Origin of the sequence: Paraburkholderia sp. SIMBA_053, assembly GCF_046534895.1 — a bacterium.
GTDB lineage: Bacteria > Pseudomonadota > Gammaproteobacteria > Burkholderiales > Burkholderiaceae > Paraburkholderia > Paraburkholderia caledonica.
In genome coordinates this window covers 1-21,542 of sequence record NZ_JAWRXU010000021.1, presented here as the reverse complement: position 1 = coordinate 21,542, position 21,542 = coordinate 1, and the positions used below count along the sequence as shown (strand labels likewise).

General features: G+C 63.4%; 21 protein-coding genes. 13 read left to right on the top strand and 8 right to left on the bottom strand.

The features are described 5' to 3' along the window. Positions 1-107: 107 nt before the first annotated feature. Genes SB753_RS32685 through SB753_RS32675 form a run of 3 tightly spaced genes read right to left on the bottom strand, consistent with a single transcriptional unit; the run spans position 108 to position 2,592 of the window. Positions 108-452 (bottom strand): cupin domain-containing protein, encoded by a 345-nt coding sequence (locus SB753_RS32685; protein ID WP_020071328.1) that lies wholly within the window; start codon positions 450-452, stop codon positions 108-110. A 35-nt stretch (positions 453-487) separates the two neighbouring features. Next, positions 488-1,477 (bottom strand): succinylglutamate desuccinylase/aspartoacylase family protein, encoded by a 990-nt coding sequence (locus tag SB753_RS32680; protein WP_410804023.1) that lies wholly within the window; start codon positions 1,475-1,477, stop codon positions 488-490. Between the two features lie 32 nt (positions 1,478-1,509). Then, a complete protein-coding gene (locus SB753_RS32675) occupies positions 1,510-2,592 on the bottom strand; it encodes a tartrate dehydrogenase (protein ID WP_027780318.1) in 1,083 nt (360 codons plus the stop codon). 135 nt (positions 2,593-2,727) lie between these two features. Between SB753_RS32675 and SB753_RS32670 the strand changes: the two genes are divergently transcribed. Further along, positions 2,728-3,651 carry a LysR substrate-binding domain-containing protein gene (locus tag SB753_RS32670; RefSeq protein WP_410804020.1) on the top strand — a complete coding sequence of 308 codons (924 nt, stop codon included), beginning with the start codon at positions 2,728-2,730 and terminating at the stop codon, positions 3,649-3,651. A 6-nt stretch (positions 3,652-3,657) separates the two neighbouring features. Here SB753_RS32670 and SB753_RS32665 read toward each other — a convergent pair whose 3' ends face one another. The 4 genes from SB753_RS32665 to SB753_RS32650 form a co-directional block, all read right to left on the bottom strand. Continuing rightward, positions 3,658-4,155: an Lrp/AsnC family transcriptional regulator gene (locus tag SB753_RS32665; RefSeq protein ID WP_020071324.1), complete on the bottom strand. Its 498-nt coding sequence runs from the start codon at positions 4,153-4,155 to the stop codon at positions 3,658-3,660. 53 nt (positions 4,156-4,208) lie between these two features. Next, positions 4,209-5,630, bottom strand: coding sequence for an aspartate aminotransferase family protein (locus SB753_RS32660; protein WP_410804018.1), 1,422 nt, complete (start codon positions 5,628-5,630; stop codon positions 4,209-4,211). A 185-nt stretch (positions 5,631-5,815) separates the two neighbouring features. Then, positions 5,816-6,742 carry a 2-hydroxyacid dehydrogenase gene (locus SB753_RS32655; protein WP_020071322.1) on the bottom strand — a complete coding sequence of 309 codons (927 nt, stop codon included), beginning with the start codon at positions 6,740-6,742 and terminating at the stop codon, positions 5,816-5,818. A 6-nt stretch (positions 6,743-6,748) separates the two neighbouring features. Next, on the bottom strand, positions 6,749-7,627 hold the full coding sequence (locus SB753_RS32650; protein WP_179214184.1) for a GNAT family N-acetyltransferase: 879 nt from the start codon (positions 7,625-7,627) through the stop codon (positions 6,749-6,751). 267 nt (positions 7,628-7,894) lie between these two features. Here SB753_RS32650 and SB753_RS32645 point away from each other — a divergent pair, with 267 nt between their 5' ends. The 11 genes from SB753_RS32645 (at position 7,895) to SB753_RS32595 (ending at position 19,027) form a co-directional block, all read left to right on the top strand. Continuing rightward, positions 7,895-8,119: a hypothetical protein gene (locus tag SB753_RS32645; protein WP_410804015.1), complete on the top strand. Its 225-nt coding sequence runs from the start codon at positions 7,895-7,897 to the stop codon at positions 8,117-8,119. An 81-nt stretch (positions 8,120-8,200) separates the two neighbouring features. Continuing rightward, the gene (locus SB753_RS32640) at positions 8,201-8,869 is read left to right on the top strand and encodes a haloacid dehalogenase type II (protein WP_088175860.1); all 669 of its coding nucleotides are present in this window, start codon (positions 8,201-8,203) and stop codon (positions 8,867-8,869) included. A 27-nt stretch (positions 8,870-8,896) separates the two neighbouring features. Beyond that, entirely contained in the window at positions 8,897-10,171 is a 1,275-nt protein-coding gene (locus SB753_RS32635; RefSeq protein ID WP_410804013.1) for an NAD(P)/FAD-dependent oxidoreductase, read from the top strand. 70 nt (positions 10,172-10,241) lie between these two features. Continuing rightward, positions 10,242-11,858, top strand: a complete 1,617-nt coding sequence (locus tag SB753_RS32630) for an ABC transporter substrate-binding protein (protein WP_410804011.1) — start codon at positions 10,242-10,244, stop codon at positions 11,856-11,858. Positions 11,859-12,001: 143 nt separating this feature from the next. Next, entirely contained in the window at positions 12,002-12,955 is a 954-nt protein-coding gene (locus SB753_RS32625) for an ABC transporter permease (RefSeq protein ID WP_020071316.1), read from the top strand. Continuing rightward, complete coding sequence (locus SB753_RS32620; protein ID WP_087753023.1) at positions 12,952-13,899, top strand: ABC transporter permease; 948 nt, start codon at positions 12,952-12,954, stop codon at positions 13,897-13,899. Before SB753_RS32625 ends, SB753_RS32620 begins: the two co-directional genes overlap by 4 nt. Beyond that, the gene (locus SB753_RS32615) at positions 13,899-15,743 is read left to right on the top strand and encodes an ABC transporter ATP-binding protein (protein WP_027780328.1); all 1,845 of its coding nucleotides are present in this window, start codon (positions 13,899-13,901) and stop codon (positions 15,741-15,743) included. Before SB753_RS32620 ends, SB753_RS32615 begins: the two co-directional genes overlap by 1 nt. Further along, positions 15,740-16,054 (top strand): (2Fe-2S)-binding protein, encoded by a 315-nt coding sequence (locus SB753_RS32610; protein ID WP_020071313.1) that lies wholly within the window; start codon positions 15,740-15,742, stop codon positions 16,052-16,054. Before SB753_RS32615 ends, SB753_RS32610 begins: the two co-directional genes overlap by 4 nt. After that, positions 16,039-17,454, top strand: coding sequence for an FAD-dependent oxidoreductase (locus tag SB753_RS32605; protein ID WP_410804009.1), 1,416 nt, complete (start codon positions 16,039-16,041; stop codon positions 17,452-17,454). The genes SB753_RS32610 and SB753_RS32605 overlap by 16 nt, the downstream gene beginning before the upstream one ends. Beyond that, positions 17,451-18,620: an NAD(P)/FAD-dependent oxidoreductase gene (locus SB753_RS32600; protein ID WP_204523095.1), complete on the top strand. Its 1,170-nt coding sequence runs from the start codon at positions 17,451-17,453 to the stop codon at positions 18,618-18,620. The genes SB753_RS32605 and SB753_RS32600 overlap by 4 nt, the downstream gene beginning before the upstream one ends. Then, the gene (locus SB753_RS32595) at positions 18,617-19,027 is read left to right on the top strand and encodes a helix-turn-helix domain-containing protein (RefSeq protein WP_410804006.1); all 411 of its coding nucleotides are present in this window, start codon (positions 18,617-18,619) and stop codon (positions 19,025-19,027) included. Before SB753_RS32600 ends, SB753_RS32595 begins: the two co-directional genes overlap by 4 nt. On the opposite strand, the gene prpR is transcribed toward SB753_RS32595, so the two are convergent. Then, on the bottom strand, positions 18,984-21,041 hold the full coding sequence (gene prpR / locus SB753_RS32590; RefSeq protein WP_410804004.1) for a propionate catabolism operon regulatory protein PrpR: 2,058 nt from the start codon (positions 21,039-21,041) through the stop codon (positions 18,984-18,986). The genes SB753_RS32595 and prpR overlap by 44 nt on opposite strands. A gap of 178 nt (positions 21,042-21,219) precedes the next feature. On the opposite strand from prpR, the gene SB753_RS32585 reads away from it, so the two are divergent. Then, on the top strand, positions 21,220-21,542 hold a 323-nt coding region (locus SB753_RS32585), incomplete at its 3' end, for a citrate/2-methylcitrate synthase (RefSeq protein WP_410804003.1).

Below are 21,542 nucleotides of genomic sequence, written 5' to 3'. Positions count from 1 at the left end.
GACACTGTGGCCGGGGCGCGTCGAAAGGAAAGGGCGGTGACGAAGCAGAGAATAGCGCGGAGGCCGCGGCGCGTGTGAGCGCGCCGGGTAGAAACTGCAAGAGTCGATCAGAGGATCACATAGACCTTGCGCATAGTCTCGTCCACTTCCCAAAGACCTTCGGTATTGGCCTCGAAAAACAGCGTGTCGCCGCTCGCAAAGTGGACCGTCTCCTCGTTGTCCGGCGTAAAGCGCCCATGCCCGGCGATGATGTGCATCACTTCGGCCTGCTTGACCGAGCGGCGGTAAGTGCCCGCCGAGCATTCGAAGATGCCGGTGTCGATGGTTTCCGTTCCTTTGATCACCCGTTGGACGCCCGAGACGCGGATCGGCGTGGTGCCGGGCAGTCCAGCCGTGCCCCAGTCCTCCAGATTCTGCAGATTCACGCTTTGTTTGATTTGTTGAACCTTCATGGCTTTAGCCGCCTTATATAAATGCACGCGCCCGCTTACTGGCCGCTGGTTGAAGTGTTGGCAATGGTTTGTTCGATCTTGCCGAGGCGCACGACCGTCACGCCGGGGCGCAGTTGGCGCAGCGAAGGCATGACGAGCATGCAGTTGTCGTAAGGCGTGGTGACGGCTTCGCCGTTGGACCAGCCGATGACAGCGCCGGCTTCAGGAAAGATTTCGAGCCCGGTGTACGGCCCGGCGAAACGAAAGTCCATGCTCGTTGCGACGACCGGTTCCGTTACGCGCACGATGTGCTGCACAGGCGGCAACGGCGCGAGCCAGTCAGGCGGCAGATCGCTTTCGTCGACCACACCGGCGAGCAGCAGGAAACGCGCAGTCGTGTCGCGCGCCACCGCCACGGCAGTCTGTTCCCAGTGCTGCCCGCATTCGATCAGCAACGCGTTCTTCGGGCTGGCCGCATCGCCAAAGCCTTCATAGTCGCGCATGCGGCGGCCTTCCGGATGGCCTTCGTCGCAGATCACGGTGGCCGGTGTACCGAGTCGCGTGGCGAGATCGATGCCTTTTTGCAGCGGCCCGGCCACGATCAGCGGCTTGCTCTTCTCGTGCATCGAGTGCAGGTCGAGCAACAGGTCGACGCTGTCAATGACCGGCCGCATCGCCCGCGCGCGTGTTAGTTCGCTGGAGGTTCGCGACACATCGTCGAGCATGGCGGCGGTCCAGACGCGGTTGAAGTCCTGATCGACGAACCGGGCGGCGTCCGGCCTCGCGGGATCGAAGCTCAGGTAAGCCGCGACGTTCGCGAACGCGAGCGTGAGGCGTCCGCGCCGCGGGCGCAACGCGCGTCGCAGCAGGTCGTCTATGACAATCGCGCCACACACTTCGTTGCCGTGCGTGAGCGCGTTGATCATGACGTGCGGGCCGGGCACGCCGGAGTCGAACGTATGGACATAGGCAATGCCCGACGGCGATTGTTCATGTGCCGAGATGTCGGGGAACTCGACCTCGATGGGATAGGTTTCCATGCTCATGCGAAAGGGTCCTGGCAGAAAGATAGAGAGCTTCAGCCGAGTTTCGCGGCAATGGCCTGACCGACTTCGGTCGTGTTCGCCTTACCGCCAAGGTCGCCGGTATGCGGGCCTTCAACCAGTGTCGCTTCGATCGCAGCCAGAATCGCGTCGTGCGCCTCGCGTTCTTTGCCCTCGTGATTGCCGAGGAAGTCGAGCATCATCGCCGCGGACCAGATCATCGCGATCGGATTGGCGATGTTCTTGCCGGCGATGTCCGGCGCCGAGCCATGCACCGGCTCGAACAGCGAAGGAAACTTGCGGTCCGGGTTCAGATTGCCGGACGGCGCGAGCCCAATCGTGCCCGTGCACGCGGGACCGAGATCGGACAGGATGTCGCCGAACAGATTGGTAGCCACCACCACGTCGAAACGATCCGGGTTCAACACGAAGCGCGCGCAGAGAATGTCGATGTGCTGCTTGTCCCACGTGACGTCCGGGTACTGCGCCGCAATGCCGGCCGCGCATTTGTCCCACCACGGCATGCTGATCGCAATACCGTTGCTCTTTGTCGCAACGGTGATCTTCTTGCGCTCGCGACGTTGCGCGAGATCGAACGCAAACTTCAACACGCGTTCGCTGCCGTGCCGCGTGAATACCGATTCCTGCAGTACGAACTCACGCTCCGTGCCTTCGAACATCACGCCGCCTACCGACGAATACTCGCCTTCGGTGTTTTCACGCACGATCCAGAAGTCGATGTCGCCGGCCTTGCGACCCGCGAGCGGCGACGGCACGCCGGCAAAAAGACGCGCCGGGCGCAGGTTGATGTACTGGTCGAATTCGCGGCGGAACTTGAGCAGCGAGCCCCACAGCGAAATATGGTCGGGCACCGTGTCGGGCCAACCCACCGCGCCGAACAGAATTGCGTCCGCCGATTGCAGTTGCGCCTTCCAGTCGTCGGGCATCATCTGGCCGTGCTTCGCGTAGTAGTCGCAGCTCGCCCATTCAATGTGCTGATACTCGAGTTCGATGCCAAAGCGCGCTTTCACCGTGTCGAGCACGCGAAGCGCTTCGGGCATGACTTCGACGCCGATGCCGTCGCCGGGAATGACAGCGATCCGATATTTTTTCGACATGTTGTGCTCCTCCATTAGGGCTAGTACTGATTCGATAACGGTTATTCTATTCCTGCTGTTTGGCTCTAAAATGATCGCTTTAGTTAAGCCACTGTGCACGATTCGTGTACAAACCTCCACGCCAGTGAGCGACCTATGAACGCCGCCCCGTCACCCGATCTCGGCGATTTGCGCGTGTTTTGCGAAGTCGCGCGCAAAGCCAGTTTCAGCGCGGCGGCGGAGGCGTTGTCCGTGTCCGCAGCTTATGTGAGCAAGCGGATCAATGTGCTGGAGACTACGCTCGGCACGCGTTTGTTGCACCGGTCTACGCGGCGCGTGGCGATCACGGAAGCCGGCGAGCGCGTCTATACGTGGGCCGAGAAGATTCTCGACGACGTCGGTCAGCTGGTGGAAGACGTGTCGACTACGCGCCGCATTCCTGGCGGCAAGCTGCGTATATCCAGCAGCTTCGGTTTCGGCCGGCGCTTCGTTGCACCCGCACTCGCGGGGTTTTCCGAGCGTTATCCGCAGTTGAGCGTGCGCCTCGACCTGTTCGACCGGCTCGTCGATGTGGCGGGCGAAGGCTTCGATCTGGACATTCGTATTGGCGACGACATCGCGCCGCATCTGATCGCGCGGCGGCTCGCGTCGAATCATCGCGTGCTATGCGCGTCGCCCGACTACCTCGCGCGGCATGGCGCGCCGCGTCAGCTAGCCGATCTGTCGTCGCATGCGTGTCTCGCGATCAAGGAGCGCGATCATCCGTTCGGATTGTGGCGCTTGACCGTCCGCGGCGAAGCGGCGTCGATCAAGGTCACGGGACCGTTGTCGACCAATCATGGCGAGGTGGCGGTGCAATGGGCGCTGGCCGGACGCGGCATCGTGCTGCGTTCGATGTGGGACGTGCGGCCGCTGCTGGAAAGCGGGCAGTTGCAGCAGGTGTTGCCGGAGGTGACGCAGCCGGCGAACTTGTGGGCGGTGTATCCGGCGCGGCTCGCGCAGTCGGCGAAAGTGCGGGTCTGCGTGGACTTCCTCAGCGAGGAATTCGCCCAGTGGAGCCCGCCGGATCACAGCGCCTGACTTTGCCTAATGATGATTCTGCGAGAACAACGTTTCGAGCGGATAGTGGCTCTTCACGAACGGCGACTTGATGATCACGTAGCTGAAGTACTTTTCAATGCCGATGTCGCGTTCCAGTAAGCCTTCAATAATGCTTTGGTAATGGCTCACGCTGCGCGTGACGAACTTGAGCAGGTAATCGTAACCGCCGCTTGCGAGATGGCACTCCACGATCTCATCGACGTCGCGAATCGCATTCACGAACTTCGTGAAATCTTCACGCCGGTGATCGGCGAGCGTGACTTCGGTGAAAACGATCTGCACGTCGCCCAGCTTTTCGAGCTGGATCTGCGCACCATAGCCGATGATGTAGCCGGCTTTCTCGAGGCGCTTGACGCGAATCAGGCAGGGGCTGGGCGAAAGGCCAACCGCATCGGCAAGCTCGACGTTGGTTATGCGGCCTTTCTTCTGCAACTGCGAAAGTATGCGCAGGTCAATACGGTCCAGCTTGCAATCGCTGCTCATCGTAACGTTGTAGCTCCGGCGGTTGGGGTAAGGGGCTTAAGGCGCCCTCTACTCTAGCATGCAGCGGCAGTACTTTTGACCTGGTTGTTAGCCGCGTTTTTGCCGCTTAGCGCGGCCCGAACGTCGGGTTGCGCGAGCACGTCGTCCAGGGTTTTTTCGAGCCGCTCGAACATCATGTCGAAGTCCGATTCGGTGTACGAGAGCGCCGGTGCAAAGCCGAGAATGTTGTCGCCGAACGCGCGGAAAATCAGGCGGTTTTCATATGCCGCAGCGGCAATGCGCTCCGACAGCTTGAGTGCCGGGTCGAATTGCGCCTTGCTGTCCTTGTTGCTGACGAGTTCGAGCGCGCCGAGCAAGCCGCGGTGACGCGAGTCGCCCACCAGAGGATGCTCGAGCAACGCGTCGAGACCGCGCGCAAAACGCGGGGCGCGCGCTGCGCCGTTCGCCAGCAGCCCGCCTTCGTGATAAAGCCGCAGCACTTCGAGACCGATTGCCGCGCTGACCGGATGCGCGGAATACGTGTGACCGTGGCCGACAATCGCTTCGGCGTCGCCATCGGCAATGCCCTGATAGATTTCGTCAGACATCAGCACGGCGCCCATCGGCGCGTAACCGGCGGTCAAACCCTTCGCGACGGTCATCAGGTCCGGCTCGACGCTTTCGCCCTGGCATGCGAAGAGCGGACCCGTGCGGCCGAAGCCCGTGATCACTTCATCCGCCAGGAAGAGAATGCCCGACTTGCGGCAGCTTTCGCGCATTGCCTTCAGCCAGCCGAACGGCGGCACGATCACGCCGCCCGAGCCTTGAATCGGCTCGCAGAAGAACGCGGCGACATTGTCCGCGCCGAGTTCCGCGACCTTCGCTTCGAGCGCGGCGACCGAGGCTGCGATCAGCGCGGCGTCGTCGGCGAAATTGCTGCGGTATGCATACGGCGAGGGCAGGTGATGCTGGTTCGGCAACGGCAGATCGAAATTGCGGTGGAACGCGGGCAATGCAGTGAGCCCCGCTCCCATGCTGGACGACCCGTGATAGCCGCGTTGCAACGCGATGATGTGCTTCTTCGACGGGCGGCCCGTCGCGTTGAAGTAATGCGTGATGAAGCGGATTGCCGAGTCGACCGCGTCCGAGCCGCCGAGTGTGAAGTACACATGTTGCAGCGACGCCGGCGCCACGCTCGCCAGTTTCTGTGCAAGTTCGATCGCAGGTTCAGAGCCAAAATGGAAATAGCTCGTCGCGTAGGGCAGCTTTTTCATTTGCGCGGTGGCGGCTTCGACAATGCTCTGCTGGCCGTAGCCCACGTTCACGCACCACAAGCCGGAGAAGGCGTCGAGCAGTTCATTGCCGGCCGCGTCGCGCAGAAACGCGCCGCTGGCGGATTCGAGAACCGTGACGCCGCGAGCTTCGTGCGCACGGTAGTTGATGACAGGGTGAATCAGATGCTGGCGGTCGGCTTCAATGAGCGATTGAATCGGCATGGTGGGTTCTCGTCGCGGGAAAGGGCTGTTGACGGTTCCATACTACTGATCCGGGGCGATCGCCCGCTTGCCTAAACAATTGCCTGAAAAGCGCGCGCGACGCGTTTTGATGCATGCCCTTAGCATTTTGTGCTGCGGACGTTGAAAAGTGCCGCCGGGCATGTGTTCAGTGACATGTGTGCCGCTTAATAGCCACGCGTACGGTCGATCTGACCGAGCATCGGCAGACCTTCGCGATGACGGCGCAAGTTGTCGAGCACCACGTCGACGGCGGTATCGGGCCGCGTGGCGCTGGCGATATGCGGCGTGATCCGCACGCGTGGATGCGTCCACAACGGATGGCCGGGCGGCAAAGGCTCAGGATCCGTCACGTCGAGAATCGCGTTGAGGAGTTGACCGCTGTCGAGTGCTGCGAGCAGATCCGGCTGATTCAGTTGCGGGCCGCGCCCGGTTTGAATCAGCGATGCGCCGCGCGGCAGCCTGGCAAACAGGCTCGCGTCGAGCAGACCGCGTGTGGCGGAGGTGAGCGGCAACAGGCAAACCAGTATGTCGGTGCGCGCGAGAAACGCGTCGAGCGAGCCTTCGCCCGCATAACATTCGACGCCTTCTATTTCACGCGGCGAGCGGCTCCAGCCCGCGCATGCAAAACCGAAAAGGCGCAGCCGTTCCAGAACCGCGGTGCCGAGCACGCCGAGTCCGAGTACGCCGATGCGCCGTTGCGCAGCCGGCTTCAGCGGCATTTCGCGCCACACTTGCTGTTGTTGCTGAAGGCCGTAGTCGAACAGATCGCGATGAATCGTCAGCGCGGCCTGTGTGACGTATTCGACCATTCCTTCCACGATCCCCGGTTCGATCATCCGCACGACCGGCACATGCGCCGGCACGCCCGACAGATCGAATTGATCGATGCCCGCGCCCACTGAAAACACCACTTCCAGATTGGGAAACGTGAGCGTGGGATTGGCAGGCGGTTGCCAGGCGGCGAGATAGCGGATCGCGGCGGGATCGCCGTGATCGGGCCAGATATGAAACGGTAGGTCGGGCGCCTTCTCGGCGAAGAGTTTCGCCCATTGCGCCCCACGCGCCGGGTCTGCTTTATAGAGGAAGGCCATGACGGGTCAGAAAATCGCCTGATTGATGATGCCGTACTGCACGCAACCTGTCGCCTTGGCCGCCACGCTTTCCGGCGCTGCGTTGCGCACCATTCTGACGACGGTGTCCACGCGCGGCAGGCCGAGCTGTTCGAGCCATTCGGTCAGACCGCTATCGCCCGGTGTATCGACGCGCACGAAGACGCCCTCATTGAGCGCGAGCCAGTGGCTGATGAGCGCCTTCGCGCGGCTCGCGTCGCCGGAATGAGGCGCGACCACCGGGCCGATCGCAAAGCCGCGTCCGAAGCGGCGAAAGAGCGCGAAGCCGACGAGTTCGCCGTCGCGGTCGAGCGCAATGCCGTCGGCGTTCTCCAGCAGCGCGGGCAGGACCTCGCTGCGATCGAGGCCGCTTGCCTGCGAAGCCAGTTCCACGAGCCGCGCGGTGTCGCTTGAACCTAACGGACGCAGACGCTCGCCGGGCGGCAACGACACGAGCGGTGGCTGAAATGCCGCGCCCTGATGCTGGTCGAGCGTGCCGGCCGCGCGGAAGCCGAGCTTTTCGTAAAGCGGCTGACCGGCGGGGGTTGCGTGCAGGAACGTGATCCGGCCGCCGAGTTCTTCCAGCACAAGCTCCATCAGCTTTCTGCCGATGCCGCGTCCTTGCCGCGCCGGCGACACGATCACCATGCCGAGCGACGCACGGTCCGCGCCGTACTTCCAGCAGAGCGCCGTGCCGATCACGCCGCTCGCGTCTTCCGCGACGAAACCCACGCCGAGTTGCACGACGAATCTCCAGTCATCGGCGCGATGCGGCCATTTGAGTTCGACCGTCAACGCATGAGCGGCGTCTATGTCGTCGAGGGTAAAGCGTCTATAGGTAATCGAATCGGGCACGCCGCACTCCATGAATGGCTAAAGGCTTACGCGTCACTTTGTCATCCAGGGCGCGGTGTGACTAGGACGATCTTTCTATGTGACGCGCTTCAGAGGGCCGCATTGCAATTCGATGCAAAACACCAGGTCTGCACGTGCATTACAGGCGGGTTCTGCTGCGCGGCGAATTTTGTCGGCGACATATGCCGGGCACGCGGCTCTACGATTTTGTCATTGCGATGACCTGCTACCAACGCATCGCAGGCGGTTTGATTCAGTCACCACTCAGGACCCTCTCTCATGGACAGCTTCAATCCGGACGATGTCGCGATTCGCAGCGGCCATTTCATCGGCGGCAAGCTTGGGGGCAATGACGGGCGCCGGCGTCCACGCCCGGCCCACGCGAGCCAAGCCTGGCAAGGCTTCCAGCCGGTAACCGCAGACTGTGCTGCGCAACGGCCTCAAAACGAATGGTTTGTGTCACAAGCAGCGCGCGAATCAGGAACATCTATGTTTTTGCGCTGATTAAATCTTTTACAGGAATGAGCTTTCCCTGTTTTCGCCAATGAGCTCGACGCGAGTTCACCATCACGATAGGACTGCACCATGATCGAATTCGAACCGAAATACATTACCTTCGACTGCTACGGCACGCTGACCAGATTCCGCATGGCCGAGATGACGCGCGAACTGTACGGCCACATTCTGAAGGCCGACGACCTCGAAAAGCTGGTCGCGTTCTACGCCGGCTATCGCCGCGACGAAGTGCTGGGCGCATGGAAGCCGTATCGCGATGTCGTGGTGAATGCGCTGCGCCGTGCGTGCGCGCGCATGAATGTCGAATTCAATGAAGCCGGTGCGCAGAAGATCTATGAAGCAGTGCCGACGTGGGGTCCGCATCCGGACGTGCCCGAGGGTCTTTCGCGCCTTGCAAAGAAGTACAAGCTCGTGATTCTGTCGAACGCGTCGAATGACCAGATCCAGAGCAACGTCGACAAGCTCGGCGCGCCGTTCCATGCGGTGTTCACGGCAGAGCAGGCGCAATCGTACAAGCCGCGTATGCAAGGCTTCGAGTACATGTTCGACAAGCTGAACTGCAATCCGGAAGACGTGCTGCACGTGTCGTCGAGCCTGCGTTACGACCTCATGACCGTGCACGACATGGGCGTTAAGCATAAGGCCTTCATCAACCGCGGTCATGAACCGTCGACGCCGTATTACCAGTACTACGAAGTCGACGGCATTCCGGGGCTGGCCGCCGAACTCGGCCTGTAAGCATCTGCCGATCAAAGGACACACCGGATGAAGCTCGAATCCTATTGGCTCGACACCGCGCCGCCGTTCGTCACGGCGTGTGAAGGCCCGGTCGACGGCCTCGCCGACGTGGTGGTGATCGGCGCGGGTTTCACCGGCTTGTCGGCGGCGCTGGCGCTGGGCAAGCGCGGCGCGTCGGTAACGGTGGTGGACGCTGGGCGCGTTGGCGGCGGTGCATCCGGCCGCAACGGCGGGCAGGTGAATACGGGTGTCGCGCAAGACTTCGTCGCGCTCGCCGCGCAACTCGGTATCGAGCGCGCCAGCGCGTGTTACCGCGCGTTTGCCGATGCCGTCGACACGGTCGAGCGTTTGATCCGCGAAGAGCAGATCGACTGCGACTACCTGGCGTCCGGCAAGCTGAAGCTTGCGTCTAAGCCGCATCATCTCGCGCATCTGGAAAAGACCGCCGATCTGATTCGGCGCACGGTCGATACCGACATTGAACTGATCGACGGAGACCGTATTCGCAGCGAGGTTCAGTCCGACAGTTTTCATGGCGGATTGCTGCAACGTCACGGCGGTCAGATGCATATGGGCAAGTTCACGGTCGGGCTCGCCGAGGCCGCGGTTCGTCGCGGTGCGAAGCTGTATGAAAACGCGGCGGTCACGTCGATCGTGAAAGACGGCGGCGCGCATCGCGTCGTCACCACGCGCGGCGAAGTGCGCGCAAAGCAGGTGTTGATCGCAACGGGCCCGTCGCGCCATGGACCGTTCGGCTGGTATCGGCGGCGTCTTGCTCCGGTCGGGTCGTTCATCGTGGTCACCGAGCCTTTGCCGCCGGACCTATTGGCGAAGGTGTTGCCGAACCGGCGCGCTTATACGACCACGCGCCTGATGCACAACTACTTCCGCGTGACGCCCGACTCGCGTCTGCTGTTCGGCGGCCGCGCGCGTTTCACGGCGTCGGAACGTCCGTCCGATGCGAAGAGCGGGCGCATCCTGCAACAAGGCCTGGCCGTGATGTTTCCGATGCTGTCGAGTGCGCGCATCGACTATTGCTGGGGCGGTCTGGTGGACATCAGCGCCGACCGTCTCCCGCACGCCGGGCAACACGACGGCATTTATTTTTCGATGGGTTACAGCGGCCACGGCACGCAGATGTCCACACACATGGGTCAGGTGATGGCGGACGTCATGGACGGCCGCGAAGACCGCAACCCGTGGGGCGAGTCGGAATGGGCCGCGATACCGGGCCACACCGGCAAGCCCTGGTTCCTGCCGCTCGTGGGGACGTACTACCGTATCAAAGACATCTTTTATTGAAGTCCTGTTCTTGTGTTTGTTATTGAGCCCCACGCAGTCATCACAACTGCCCACCTTGCGGAGAAGTTCGATGGATAAGGAAAACTCGAAACATGGCGCTTATGACCTCGGTAACGGGTTGGAGCAATTGACAGCCCGGGGCGCCTCGCGACGCGATGTGCTGCGCGCGATGGCCGCTGCCGGGATGATGTCGATGACGGGCGCCGGGCTGCTGAGCGCAAGCGGCGCTGCTCTCGCGCAGGCGGCGCCCAGGCAGGGCGGCAAGATTCGCGTGGCGACACAGTCGGCGTCCGCGTCTGACACGCTCGATCCCGCGAAAGGGGCGCTCGCGACCGACTACGTTCGTTGCAACATGTTCTACAACGGCTTGACCGAACTCGACTCGCATCTGGGCGCGAAGATGGCGCTCGCCACGTCGCTCGATACGAAAGACGCGACCGTGTGGGTCGTCAAGCTGCGCAACGGCGTGCAGTTTCACGACGGCAAGTCGCTCGCGCCCGCCGACGTCGTCTATTCGATCATGCGCCATAAGGACCCGGCGACAGCGTCGAAGGCCAAGACGCTCGCCGATCAGATCAAGGAAGTAAAGGCCACGGGTCCGGACGAAGTGACGATCACGCTCGAAGGCGCGAACGCCGACTTGCCGGTGATCCTCGCGACGTCGCACTTCCTCATCATCAAGGACGGCACCAAGGACTTCAAAACGGCTGTGGGCACCGGTCCGTTCAAGGTCAAGGAATTCTCGCCGGGCGTTCGCACGGTCGGCGTGAAGAACGAGAAATACTGGAAGCCGGGCCTGCCGCATCTGGACGAGATCGAACTGATCGGCATCGGCGACGAATCGGCACGCGTGAATGCGCTGCTTTCCGGCGACGTGCAGCTGATCAACGCGGTCAGCCCGCGCTCGGCGCCGCGCATCAAGGGCTCGTCCGGCTTCTCCGTGCTGGAAACGAAAACCGGCCAGTACACGGATCTGGTCGTTCGCGACGAAGGCGGCATTACCGGCACCGACGATTTTCGGCGAGGCATGATGTACCTGCAGGATCGCGAGCAGATTCGCCGCGCGGTCTTTCAGGGCTACGGCGCAATCGGCAACGATCAGCCGATCGATCCGACCAACAAGTACTACCTGGCCGGTTTGCCGCAGCGCAAGTTCGATCTGGACAAGGCGAAGTATCACTTCCAGAAGGCCAAGGTCGGCAGCACGCCGATCCAGATTTTCGCTTCGCCGGCGGCTGAAGGTTCGGTCGAAATGGCAATGCTGCTTCAGCAGGTCGGGCCGCAAGCGGGCTTGAACCTGCAGGTCACGCGCGTGCCGGCGGACGGCTACTGGTCGAATCACTGGATGAAGCATCCGCTCGGTTACGGTTCCGTCAACGCGCGCCCGAGCGCCGATGTGCTGCTCACGCAGTTCTTCAAGTCGGACGCGCCATGGAACGAGGCGAACTGGAAGAGTGCGAAGTTCGACCAGTTGCTGGTTGCGGCGCGTGGTGAACCGGACGACGCCAAGCGTAAGCAGATCTACGGCGACATCCAGGTGCTCGTGCATGAAAACGGCGGCATCGGCATTCCGCTGTTCCAGAGTTCGCTCGACGCCTATACGAGCAAGCTCAAGGGCCTCGGCTCGATTCCGCTCGCAGGGCTGATGGGTTTTGCATTTGCTGAAAACGTCTGGCTAGAGGCGTAATGTAAAGGCGCTCCGGTTCGGTGAACCGGGGCGCCGTTTCCCCCGCAATACGCAATGCGCGCAATCCGCGCCATACGCGCCAAACGTGCACGGCCCGCCGTTGCGACGCGGCGCGCATGCTGCAAAAAAGGAGGCGACTTTCAATGAAAGCACACGCGCAACGACTCATTGCCGCGCGCCTCGGCCTCGCGCTGCTCACGCTCCTGCTGGTCTCGGCAATCGTGTTCGGCGTGACGGGCCTGCTTCCCGGCGACGCCGCGCAACAGGCGCTCGGCCAGGCGGCCACGCCGGAGGCCGTCGCCGCCCTGCGGCATCAGTTCGGGCTCGATCAGCCCGCGCTGCAACGCTACTTCGAGTGGCTCCTTCATATTGTGACCGGCAACTTCGGCACGTCGTTGTCGAACAATCTGCCCGTTAGCCAGTTGATCGCGACGCGCCTGCCGAACTCGCTCGTGCTCGCCGGCTTGACCGCGGTGGTGTCGGTGCCGGTCGCGCTGGTAATCGGCATCGCGTCGGCGATGTTTCGCGGCTCGCTGCTCGACCGTGCGCTCAATGTGCTGACGCTGTCGACCGTGGCCGTTCCCGAGTTTCTCGTCGCGACGGTCGCGGTGCTCATTTTCGCCGTCAAGCTACGCTGGCTGCCCGCGCTGTCGTACCTGTCCGAGGTGAATTCGTTCGGCGCGCTGCTGCGCATCTACGCGATGCCGGTCATGACGCTGTGCTGCGTGATCGTCGCGCAGATGGCACGCATGACGCGCGCCGCCGTGCTCGATCAGCTCAACTCGTCGTATGTGGAAATGGCGTTGCTCAAGGGGGCGTCGCCGGGCCGCGTGGTGTTGCGGCACGTGCTGCCGAACACCATTGGGCCGATTGCCAATGCGGTCGCGCTGAGCCTTTCGTATCTGTTCGGCGGCGTAGTGATCGTCGAGTCGATCTTCAATTATCCGGGCCTTGCGAGCCTGATGGTCGACGCCGTGACGAATCGCGACATGCCGCTCGTGCAAGGCTGCGTGATGGTGTTTTGCGCCGCGTATCTCGCGCTCGTGCTGATCGCGGATCTGTGTCAGATCGTATCCAACCCGAGGCTGCGTCGATGATGAGCCGACCCAACAATCCCCACGTTCCTCACGCCGGCACCGAGCTATACGACGTCAGCCGCGATGAACTCGTCGCGGAGACGCCACCCGTCGAAGTGGCGAGCGCTAAGCAGAATGTGTTGCAACGCCTCGTGCAGCGCTTTTCGGTGCTCGGCCTGCTTGGCCTGCTCATGGTCCTGTTCTGGCTGCTGGTCGCTTTCGTCGGACCGCTGGTCGCGCCATACAAAGGCGGCGCGCTGACGTCGACGGAAATCTTCGGCCGCTATAGCGCAGCCTATCCGCTCGGCACGGATTATCTCGGCCGCGACATGCTAAGCCGCATTCTGTACGGCGCGCGCTATACGGTGGGCCTCGCGCTCGCCGCCGCGTTGCTCGCGAGCGTAATCGGCACGTTCTTCGGACTGCTCGCGGCGGTGTCGGGCAAATGGGTGGATGAAGTGTTGAGCCGCCTGTTCGATGCGCTGATTTCGATTCCGAGCAAGGTGCTCGCGCTCGTCGTGATCGCCGCGTTCGGATCGTCGATCACGATGCTCACCACGGTTGCCGCGCTCGCCTACATTCCAGGCGCGTTTCGTATCTCGCGTTCGCTCGCGTTGAACCTGATGGGCCTGGAATACGTGCAGGTGGCCCGCGCGCGGGGCGAAGGCCTGCTGTATATCGCGCGCGTCGAGGTGCTGCCGAACATGATCCATCCGATGCTTGCGGATTTCGGGCTGCGCTTCGTGTTCATCGTGCTGCTGTTGAGCGGCCTGAGCTTTCTCGGCCTCGGCGTGCAGCCGCCTAACGCCGACTGGGGTTCGCTCGTGCGCGAGAACATCGGCGGCTTGTCGGAAGGCGCACCCGCAGTGCTGATGCCGGCGGTGGCGATTGCCACGCTGACCATCGGCATGAATCTGCTGATCGACAACTTGCGGCGTCGCAGCCGTAGCCACGGAGACGCATGATGGCCGACCGGCACATGATTGAAGTGAAGGGGCTGCGTGTCGTCGCGGGCGCGGCGCACGGGCCGATGACGGAGATCGTCAAGGGCGTCGACTTTTCGGTGGCGAAGGGCGAGGTGCTCGCGCTGATCGGCGAGTCCGGTTCGGGCAAGACGACCATTGCGCTGTCGCTGCTCGGCTATGCTCGCGCGGGCTGCTCGATCAGCGGCGGCTCGGTGCGCATCGGCGACGTCGACGTGCTGTCGCTCGACGCCCGGGGACGCCGCGCGTTGCGCGCGCGCACCGTCGCGTATGTCGCGCAGAGCGCGGCGGCCGGCTTCAATCCGGCGCGCACGATCATGGATCAGGTCACCGAGCCTGCGCTGCTGCATCAGTTGATGACCAAAGACGCCGCGCGGACCAAGGCAATCGGGCTCTTTCGCGCGCTCGCGTTGCCTGCGCCGGAAACCATCGGCGAACGTTATCCGCATCAGGTGTCCGGCGGTCAATTGCAGCGCTTGATGGCCGCGATGGCGCTGATTACCGATCCGGCTGTCGTCGTGTTCGACGAACCGACTACCGCGCTCGACGTCACCACGCAGATCGAAGTGCTCGCCGCCTTCAAGAAGGTGGTGCGCGAACTCGGCACGACTGCTGTGTATGTGTCGCATGATCTTGCCGTGGTCGCGCAGATGGCCGATCGCATCGTCGTGCTGAACGGCGGTGCAGTGAAGGAGAACGGCGCGGTCGCCCAGGTGCTCGACGCGCCCGTCGACGCCTACACTCGCCAGCTGCTCGCCGCGACGCGCCGCCCGGAAGCGTCATTCGACACGCCGCCAGAAGAAGCAAAGCGCGTGGCGCCGCTGCTGGAGATCCGCGGACTGTCTGCGGGTTATGGCCGCATCGACCGTTCCGGCGTGCCCGCCGTACGGGTGCTCGACGACGTGAGTCTCACCATTGCCCGCGGCAGCGCGCTCGGTGTGATCGGCGAATCGGGCTCGGGCAAGACGACGCTCGCGCGCGTGGTTGCGGGGCTCGTCGACCGCGCACGCGGCGACGTGCTGTTCAATGGCGAGCCACTGCCGGCGCAACTGTCGCGGCGCACGCCCGAGCAGTACCGGCAGATCCAGATCGTGTTCCAGAACGCGGACACCGCGCTGAACCCGAGCCATTCGATTGCGGACATTCTGGGCCGGCCGCTCGCGTTCTATCACCATCTGCGTGGCGCTGCTGCAAAGAAACGCATGCTCGCGCTGCTCGATCTGGTGAAGCTGCCGGCTTCCATCGCGACTCGCACGCCTGCCGGTTTGTCCGGCGGCCAGAAGCAGCGCGTCAATCTGGCGCGCGCGCTCGCCGCCGATCCCGCGTTGATTCTCTGCGACGAAGTGACCTCCGCGCTCGACACCGTGGTCGGCGCGGCGATTCTCGATCTGCTCGCCGAGTTGCGGCGCGAGCTTGGCGTGTCGTACATGTTCATCAGCCACGACATTTCCACCGTGCGCGCGATCTGCGACGAAGTGATCGTGCTGTACGCAGGTCAGCGCGTCGAAGCAGGACAGCGCGACGTGCTCGCCGCGCCGCCGTATCACCCGTACACGGAGTTGCTCGTGGATTCGGTGCCCGAACTGAGGCCCGGCTGGCTCGACGCGCGCCGTCACGTGGCTGCTTGCGCATTGCCCGCGATGGGCGAGAGCGCCGACGTGCCCGAACTCTGTTCGTTCCGGTCACGTTGCCCCGTGCGAATCGACGGTATGTGCAATATGACCGCGCCGTCGCTCAAGAAACTTCCTTCCGGCGCTGAGATTCTTTGCCATCATTCGGCGGCCGAGCTCAGCCGTTTGCAGACCCTGGAGACGATCCCGGCATGAACCAGCGATTTGTGCGGCTCGCGGAAACCGGTCGCAAGACCTTCCCGATTACCGTCGACGGTGTGCTACGCGAAGCCGCCGAAGGCGACACGCTGATGGTCGCGTTGCTCACGAGCGGAAGCACGTTGCGCGATTCCGAATTCGGCGATGGCCGCCGCGCCGGTTTCTGTCTGATGGGCGCCTGCCAGGACTGCTGGGTGTGGACCGCGAAAGGCGAGCGTGTGCGCGCATGCAGCACGCCGGCGGCACCCGGCATGTCGATCGTGACCAAACTGGCCGAAGCCGGGGAGGGCGTATGGCCCCGCGTGTAATCGTGATCGGCGCGGGACCGGCGGGGGTGCGTGCCGCTGAGGCGCTTGTCGAAGCCGGGCTGCGTCCTACCGTTATCGACGAAGGCCGGCGCGACGGCGGACAGATATACCGGCGTCAACCTGAAGGTTTTTCGCGCAGCTATGACACGCTTTATGGCACGGAGGCGGAGCGCGCCGCTTCGTTGCATCAGAGCTTCGATTCGCTGAGAAGCAGGCTCGACTATCTGCCTGAGACACTCGTCTGGAATATCTCGGCGAATGCGGTGCACACAGTGAGCGGCACACGTTACGGCACGCTGCCGTTCGACGCGCTGATCATTTGCAGCGGTGCAACCGATCGGCTGATGCCCGTCAAAGGCTGGCATCAGGCGGGCACATATAGCCTTGGCGGCGCGCAGGTCGCGCTGAAATCGCAAGGGTGCGCAATCGGCTCGCGCATCGTCATGATGGGCAGCGGGCCACTGCTGTATCTCGTGTCCGCGCAATATGTGAAGGCGGGCGCGCAGATCGCGGCGGTGCTCGACACGTCGACCTTCATGCAGCGCGTCGCCGCGTTGCCGCGCTTGCTCGCGATTCCCGCAGCGCTCAAGAAGGGCATTGCGTTGACGCGCGTGTTGTCGAAAGCCCGCGTGCCGGTTTATCGCGGCGTGCAGCCTCTGGAGATCAAAGGTTCCCCGCAAACGGGCGTGAGCGCCGTGGAAGCGGCGCTGCCGGGCGGCAAGCGCATCGAGTTAGCGTGCGATGCGGTCGCGCTCGGCTATCACTTGCGCCCCGAAACGCAACTCGCGGATCTGGCCGGTTGCCGCTTTGTTTTCGACGACGAAGCGCAGCAGTGGCTCGCGCAAGTGGACAACGACGGCCGCAGTAGCGTCAAGGGCGTCTATCTCGCGGGCGACGGCGCGCGCGTGCGCGGCGCGGACGCGGCGGAACGTTCCGGCCGCCTCGCGGCGCTCGCCGTCATGCACGACCACGGCATGCAGACGGGAAGCATGCAAGACATGGAAGGCTTGCGCGCTGAACTGGCGCGCTTCTCACGCTTTGCCGCGGGCTTGCGCGAAGCGTTTCCGTGGCCGGCGAAGTTCGCTGCGTCGCTGCCGGACGAGACCATTGTTTGCCGCTGCGAAGCGATTACTGCGGGCGAGTTGCGTCGCGTCGTATGCGAGACGGGCGCGCGGGAAGCCAATCGCGCAAAGGCGTTTTCGCGCGTCGGCATGGGGCGCTGCCAGGGGCGCTATTGCGCTCACGCGGGCGCGGAGATCATTGCGGCGGCCGCTTGCGTGCCGTTGTCGTCGGTGGGACGGTTGCGCGGCCAGGCGCCCGTCAAGCCGCTGCCTGTTGCACTCACCGAGGCACTCACCGAGGCACTCACCGAGGCACTCACCGAGGAGGTGACGCAATGAGCGCGGCCAATCGCAACGAAGCGGACGTCATCGTGATCGGCGGCGGCATCATGGGCACCACGACGACGTTCTTCCTGAGCCGGCGCAATCGCTCGGTGATTCTGCTGGAACGCGGACTGACCGGGCAGCAGGCGAGCGGTGTGAACTTTGGCGGCATTCGGCGGCAAGGCCGCGCATTGCCGCAACTGGCGATGGCCAACCGCGCGTTGCGTACGTGGCAGCGTTCGGTTGAATTGCTCGGCGACGATGTCGAGTTTCTGCCGGTCGGCCATACGCGCGTGTGCTATCACCAGAAAGACGTCGAGAATTTCGAGCAGTACGCGATCGACGCGCGCGCTCACGGGCTGGAGCTCGAAGTGCTGCACGGCGAAGCGATGTTCCGGCGCTTTCCCTTTCTTGGACGCGAAGTGCTGGCTGCGTCCATCTCGCCGCTCGACGGCCACGCGAATCCGCGACTGGCCGCACCCGCATTCGGACGCGCGGCGGCGCGGCTCGGCGCGCAGGTGATCGAGAACACGGAGATCGTGCGCGTCGAAAAAGACGGCGACCGTTTTCGCGTGGAAAGCGCGCAGGGCGACGTATACCGCGCCGCGCAACTGGTCATTTGTGCGGGCGCCTGGGCGACGCGTCTTACCGAACAATTCGGCGAGGGTGCGCCGCTTACCGTGAGCGGCCCGCAAATGTGCGTGACGGAGCCGGTGCCCTACGTGTTCAAATCGTCGATGGGCGTGTTCACGTCCATCAAGCAGGAAGGCATCTACTTCCGGCAGATTCCGCGCGGCAATATCATCGTCGGCGGCGGTCCCGCCGGGCCGGCCGATCCGGTGACGAGCCGCGCGTCGGTCCTGCCTCAGAACACGGTACGTCAGCTCGCGCAGATGCGGCGGCTCGTCCCCGCGCTGGCGCCGTTGCATGTGATTCGTGTGTGGAGCGGCGTCGAAAGTTATCTGCCCGACGGCGAACCGGTGATCGGTCCGAGCAGCAAGGTCGACGGTCTTTTCTATGCATTCGGCTTCAATGGCGCCGGGTTTCAGATTGGCCCGGGTGTCGGCGAGACGATGGCGGAACTCGTCGATACGGGCAGCACGCCGATTCCACTGGACAAGTTCGCCATTCAGCGTTTCGCAAAAGAAGCGGCGCCTCGCTCGAGCATCGTGACGTCATGAAACAGTCCATCAGCCTTAATGCCGCGCGGGCCTTCATCGAAGCTCATTTCAACGAGCCGGTGACGCTCGCGCAACTCGCGGCACTGTCCGCGCTCAGCGTGTCGCGCTTCGCGACGGTGTTCCGGCAGCAATACGGTTCTTCGCCGTATCGCTATCTGTGCGGCGTGCGGATTCAGCGTGCGCAGACGATGCTGCTTGAAGGCGTGCCCGGCTCGGTGGTAGCCACCGAGGTCGGTTTCTTCGACCAAAGCCATTTTGGCCGGCACTTCAAACGATGCTGCGGCATGACACCCAGCATGTTCATTCAACGCGCGACGGCCAATACTGGCATTGCGGGCAAGCAATGCAACGTGAGCGCGAAAGCTAGCGCGGTGCGTTCAGCTTCCGCCATAAGGTCGTCTTGCTGATGCCGAGCGCGTCGCAAACGGCGTCGCGGTCGCCGCCGTGCGCGGCAAGGGCGGCACGAATCTCGTCGGCTTCCACATGACGGCTGCGTTCGCGCAACGTGAGCGCGGCTTTCTTTGAACGCGTGTGGTGCGGCTCGGTGATCTCGGGCGCGATGGTGCGCAGCATGTCGCGTGTAATGAGCGGTTGCGCGATTGCAGCGTTCCGGCTTGGGCTGGTTTGTGCTGCGGCGTCCGCATGTAGGCCCACGTTCGTCTCGGTCTCCATCTCGGCAAGCTCGACCGCGATGCGCTCGACCACGTTCTGCAATTCCCGCACGTTGCCGGGCCACGCATAGCGCTGCAACGGCTCCGCGAGCCCGGCAAGAACGCGTTCAGCAGCGGCGGCGTCGGGCAGACGCGCGGCAAGCCTCAGCTCACGCGCTGCGGCTTGCAATAACAACTCGACGGCGAGCGGAATCAGATCCGTTGGACGCTCGCGCAGCGGCGGCAGCGCAATGCTGAGAATGTTGAGCCGGTAGTACAGATCGGCGCGGAAAGTACCGGCTTCGATACCCGCGGTCAACGCACGGTGCGTCGCCGCGACGACACGAATGTCGACGCGCGTGGGTTCCGTCGAGCCGAGCCGCACGACTTCCCGCTCCTGCAGCACGCGCAACAACCGGCTCTGCAACGAGAGCGGCATTTCGCCGATTTCGTCGAGGAACAGCGTGCCGCGATGCGCGACTTCAATCAGCCCCGCCTTGCCGCCTTTGCGCGCGCCGGTGAACGCGCCTTCTTCGTATCCGAACAACTCGCTTTCCAGCAAGGCTTCGGGGAAGGCGCCGCAATTAATGGCGACGAACGCGAAGTCGCGCCGCGCGCTCAGGTGATGCATGCTTTGCGCGACCATCTCCTTGCCGGTGCCGCTCTCGCCGAGAATCAACACGGTGGCGTCCGACCTTGCGTAACGCTGCACGAGCGCGCGCACCCGTTGCATGGACTCCGACGCGCCGACCATGTCTTCGAGCCGATACCGCGCGCTGAACTGCTGCACACGCTGACGCGAGCGCAATGTGCGGTCGAGCCGCTCGACCGCGCGCGATTCCTGGAACGTCAGCACCGTGCCCGCCGCTGCTCCGCTCGTTGCAAGCGGCCCGCGATGCACGACATAGCTCGCGCCGCGCACGGTGCAAAACGCGTCGCCGTCCGAATCGGGCAGGCTGCCGTCGAGATCCGGTGCAAGCTCGAGTAACGCGCGGCCCACTGCATTTGCCGCGTCGATACCGAGCACGGCGGCAAGACGCTGGTTCATCGCTTCTACGCGGCCTTGCGAGTCGAGCGCGACGACGCCGTCGCGCAGGTGTTGCAGCAGATTGTCGAGCCGTTGACGGCGGATCGTTTCGCGCCGCGTGGCTTGCGCGACTTCGAGCGCCGTGTCGAAACCCGCGCGCACCGACGCGCGTGAGTAGAGAAACACAGCGCCCATGCCGGCGTTCGCGGCCAGGTCGGTCACGAGACCTGGGCCGACCACCACGTCCACGCCCCGGTCGCGTAGATCGAGCACGACGCTTTCCGCGTCTTGCGCCGACTGATGCGAGGCGAACGTCACGTCGAGCCCGAATGCGGTGACGAAGCGGCGAATCTCGTCGGGCGTATTGCCGTGCGTGACCAATGCGACTTTCGAGCCGTCGCGGCGAGCGCGCGCGAGCGCGTGCATTACGTCGAAGCCCGTTGGAGTGATCATCACGACCGGCACGGCGACGCGCGTTTTCAGATAAGCGCCGTTCGAGCCGCCCGCGATGACGACATCGGGACGCGACGCGCCGGCGGCCTCGATTTCACGAACGGCGTCTTCGAAACCTTGTGCAACGATGCGCAGGTCGGCGCGCTCCACATATTCGCCGGCGATGTCGAAAAACAGGTCGCGCAGGCGGCTGATGCTGAGCGCCCAGATGCGCGGGCGCTGGATGGGGTCGAAGGGGGTTGTGCTCACGGCAGTGGCGCGGTGCGCTCCCGATTGGCTAGATACGGTCATTATGCGCGCATCCATTTCAAAAATGAAATTCGCCTATTTCATGAGTGAAATAATCGGCATTTCGCAGAAGGCGGGATCTCCGCCGAAACAGGCACTTAGCGCCCGCCGCAGCGCATGGCCCAATCTTTGCATTTGACGACCCGTTCAAAAACGTAGCGTCGCAACTGGAGACAGACTGATGAGCGAAGCAGACAACGGCACGCCGAACGCGGGCGCATTCAAACCGAAGAAATCCGTCGCGCTGTCCGGCGTGACCGCGGGCAACACGGCACTCTGCACGGTCGGCAAGACCGGCAACGATCTGCACTATCGCGGCTACGACATTCTCGACATCGCGGGCAATTGCGAGTTCGAGGAGATCGCGTATCTGCTCGTGCACGAAAAGCTGCCGACACAGGCCGAACTCGCCGCCTACAAGACCAAACTCAAGGCGTTGCGCGGCCTGCCCGCCAATGTGAAGGCCGCGCTCGAATGGATTCCCGCAGCCGCGCATCCAATGGA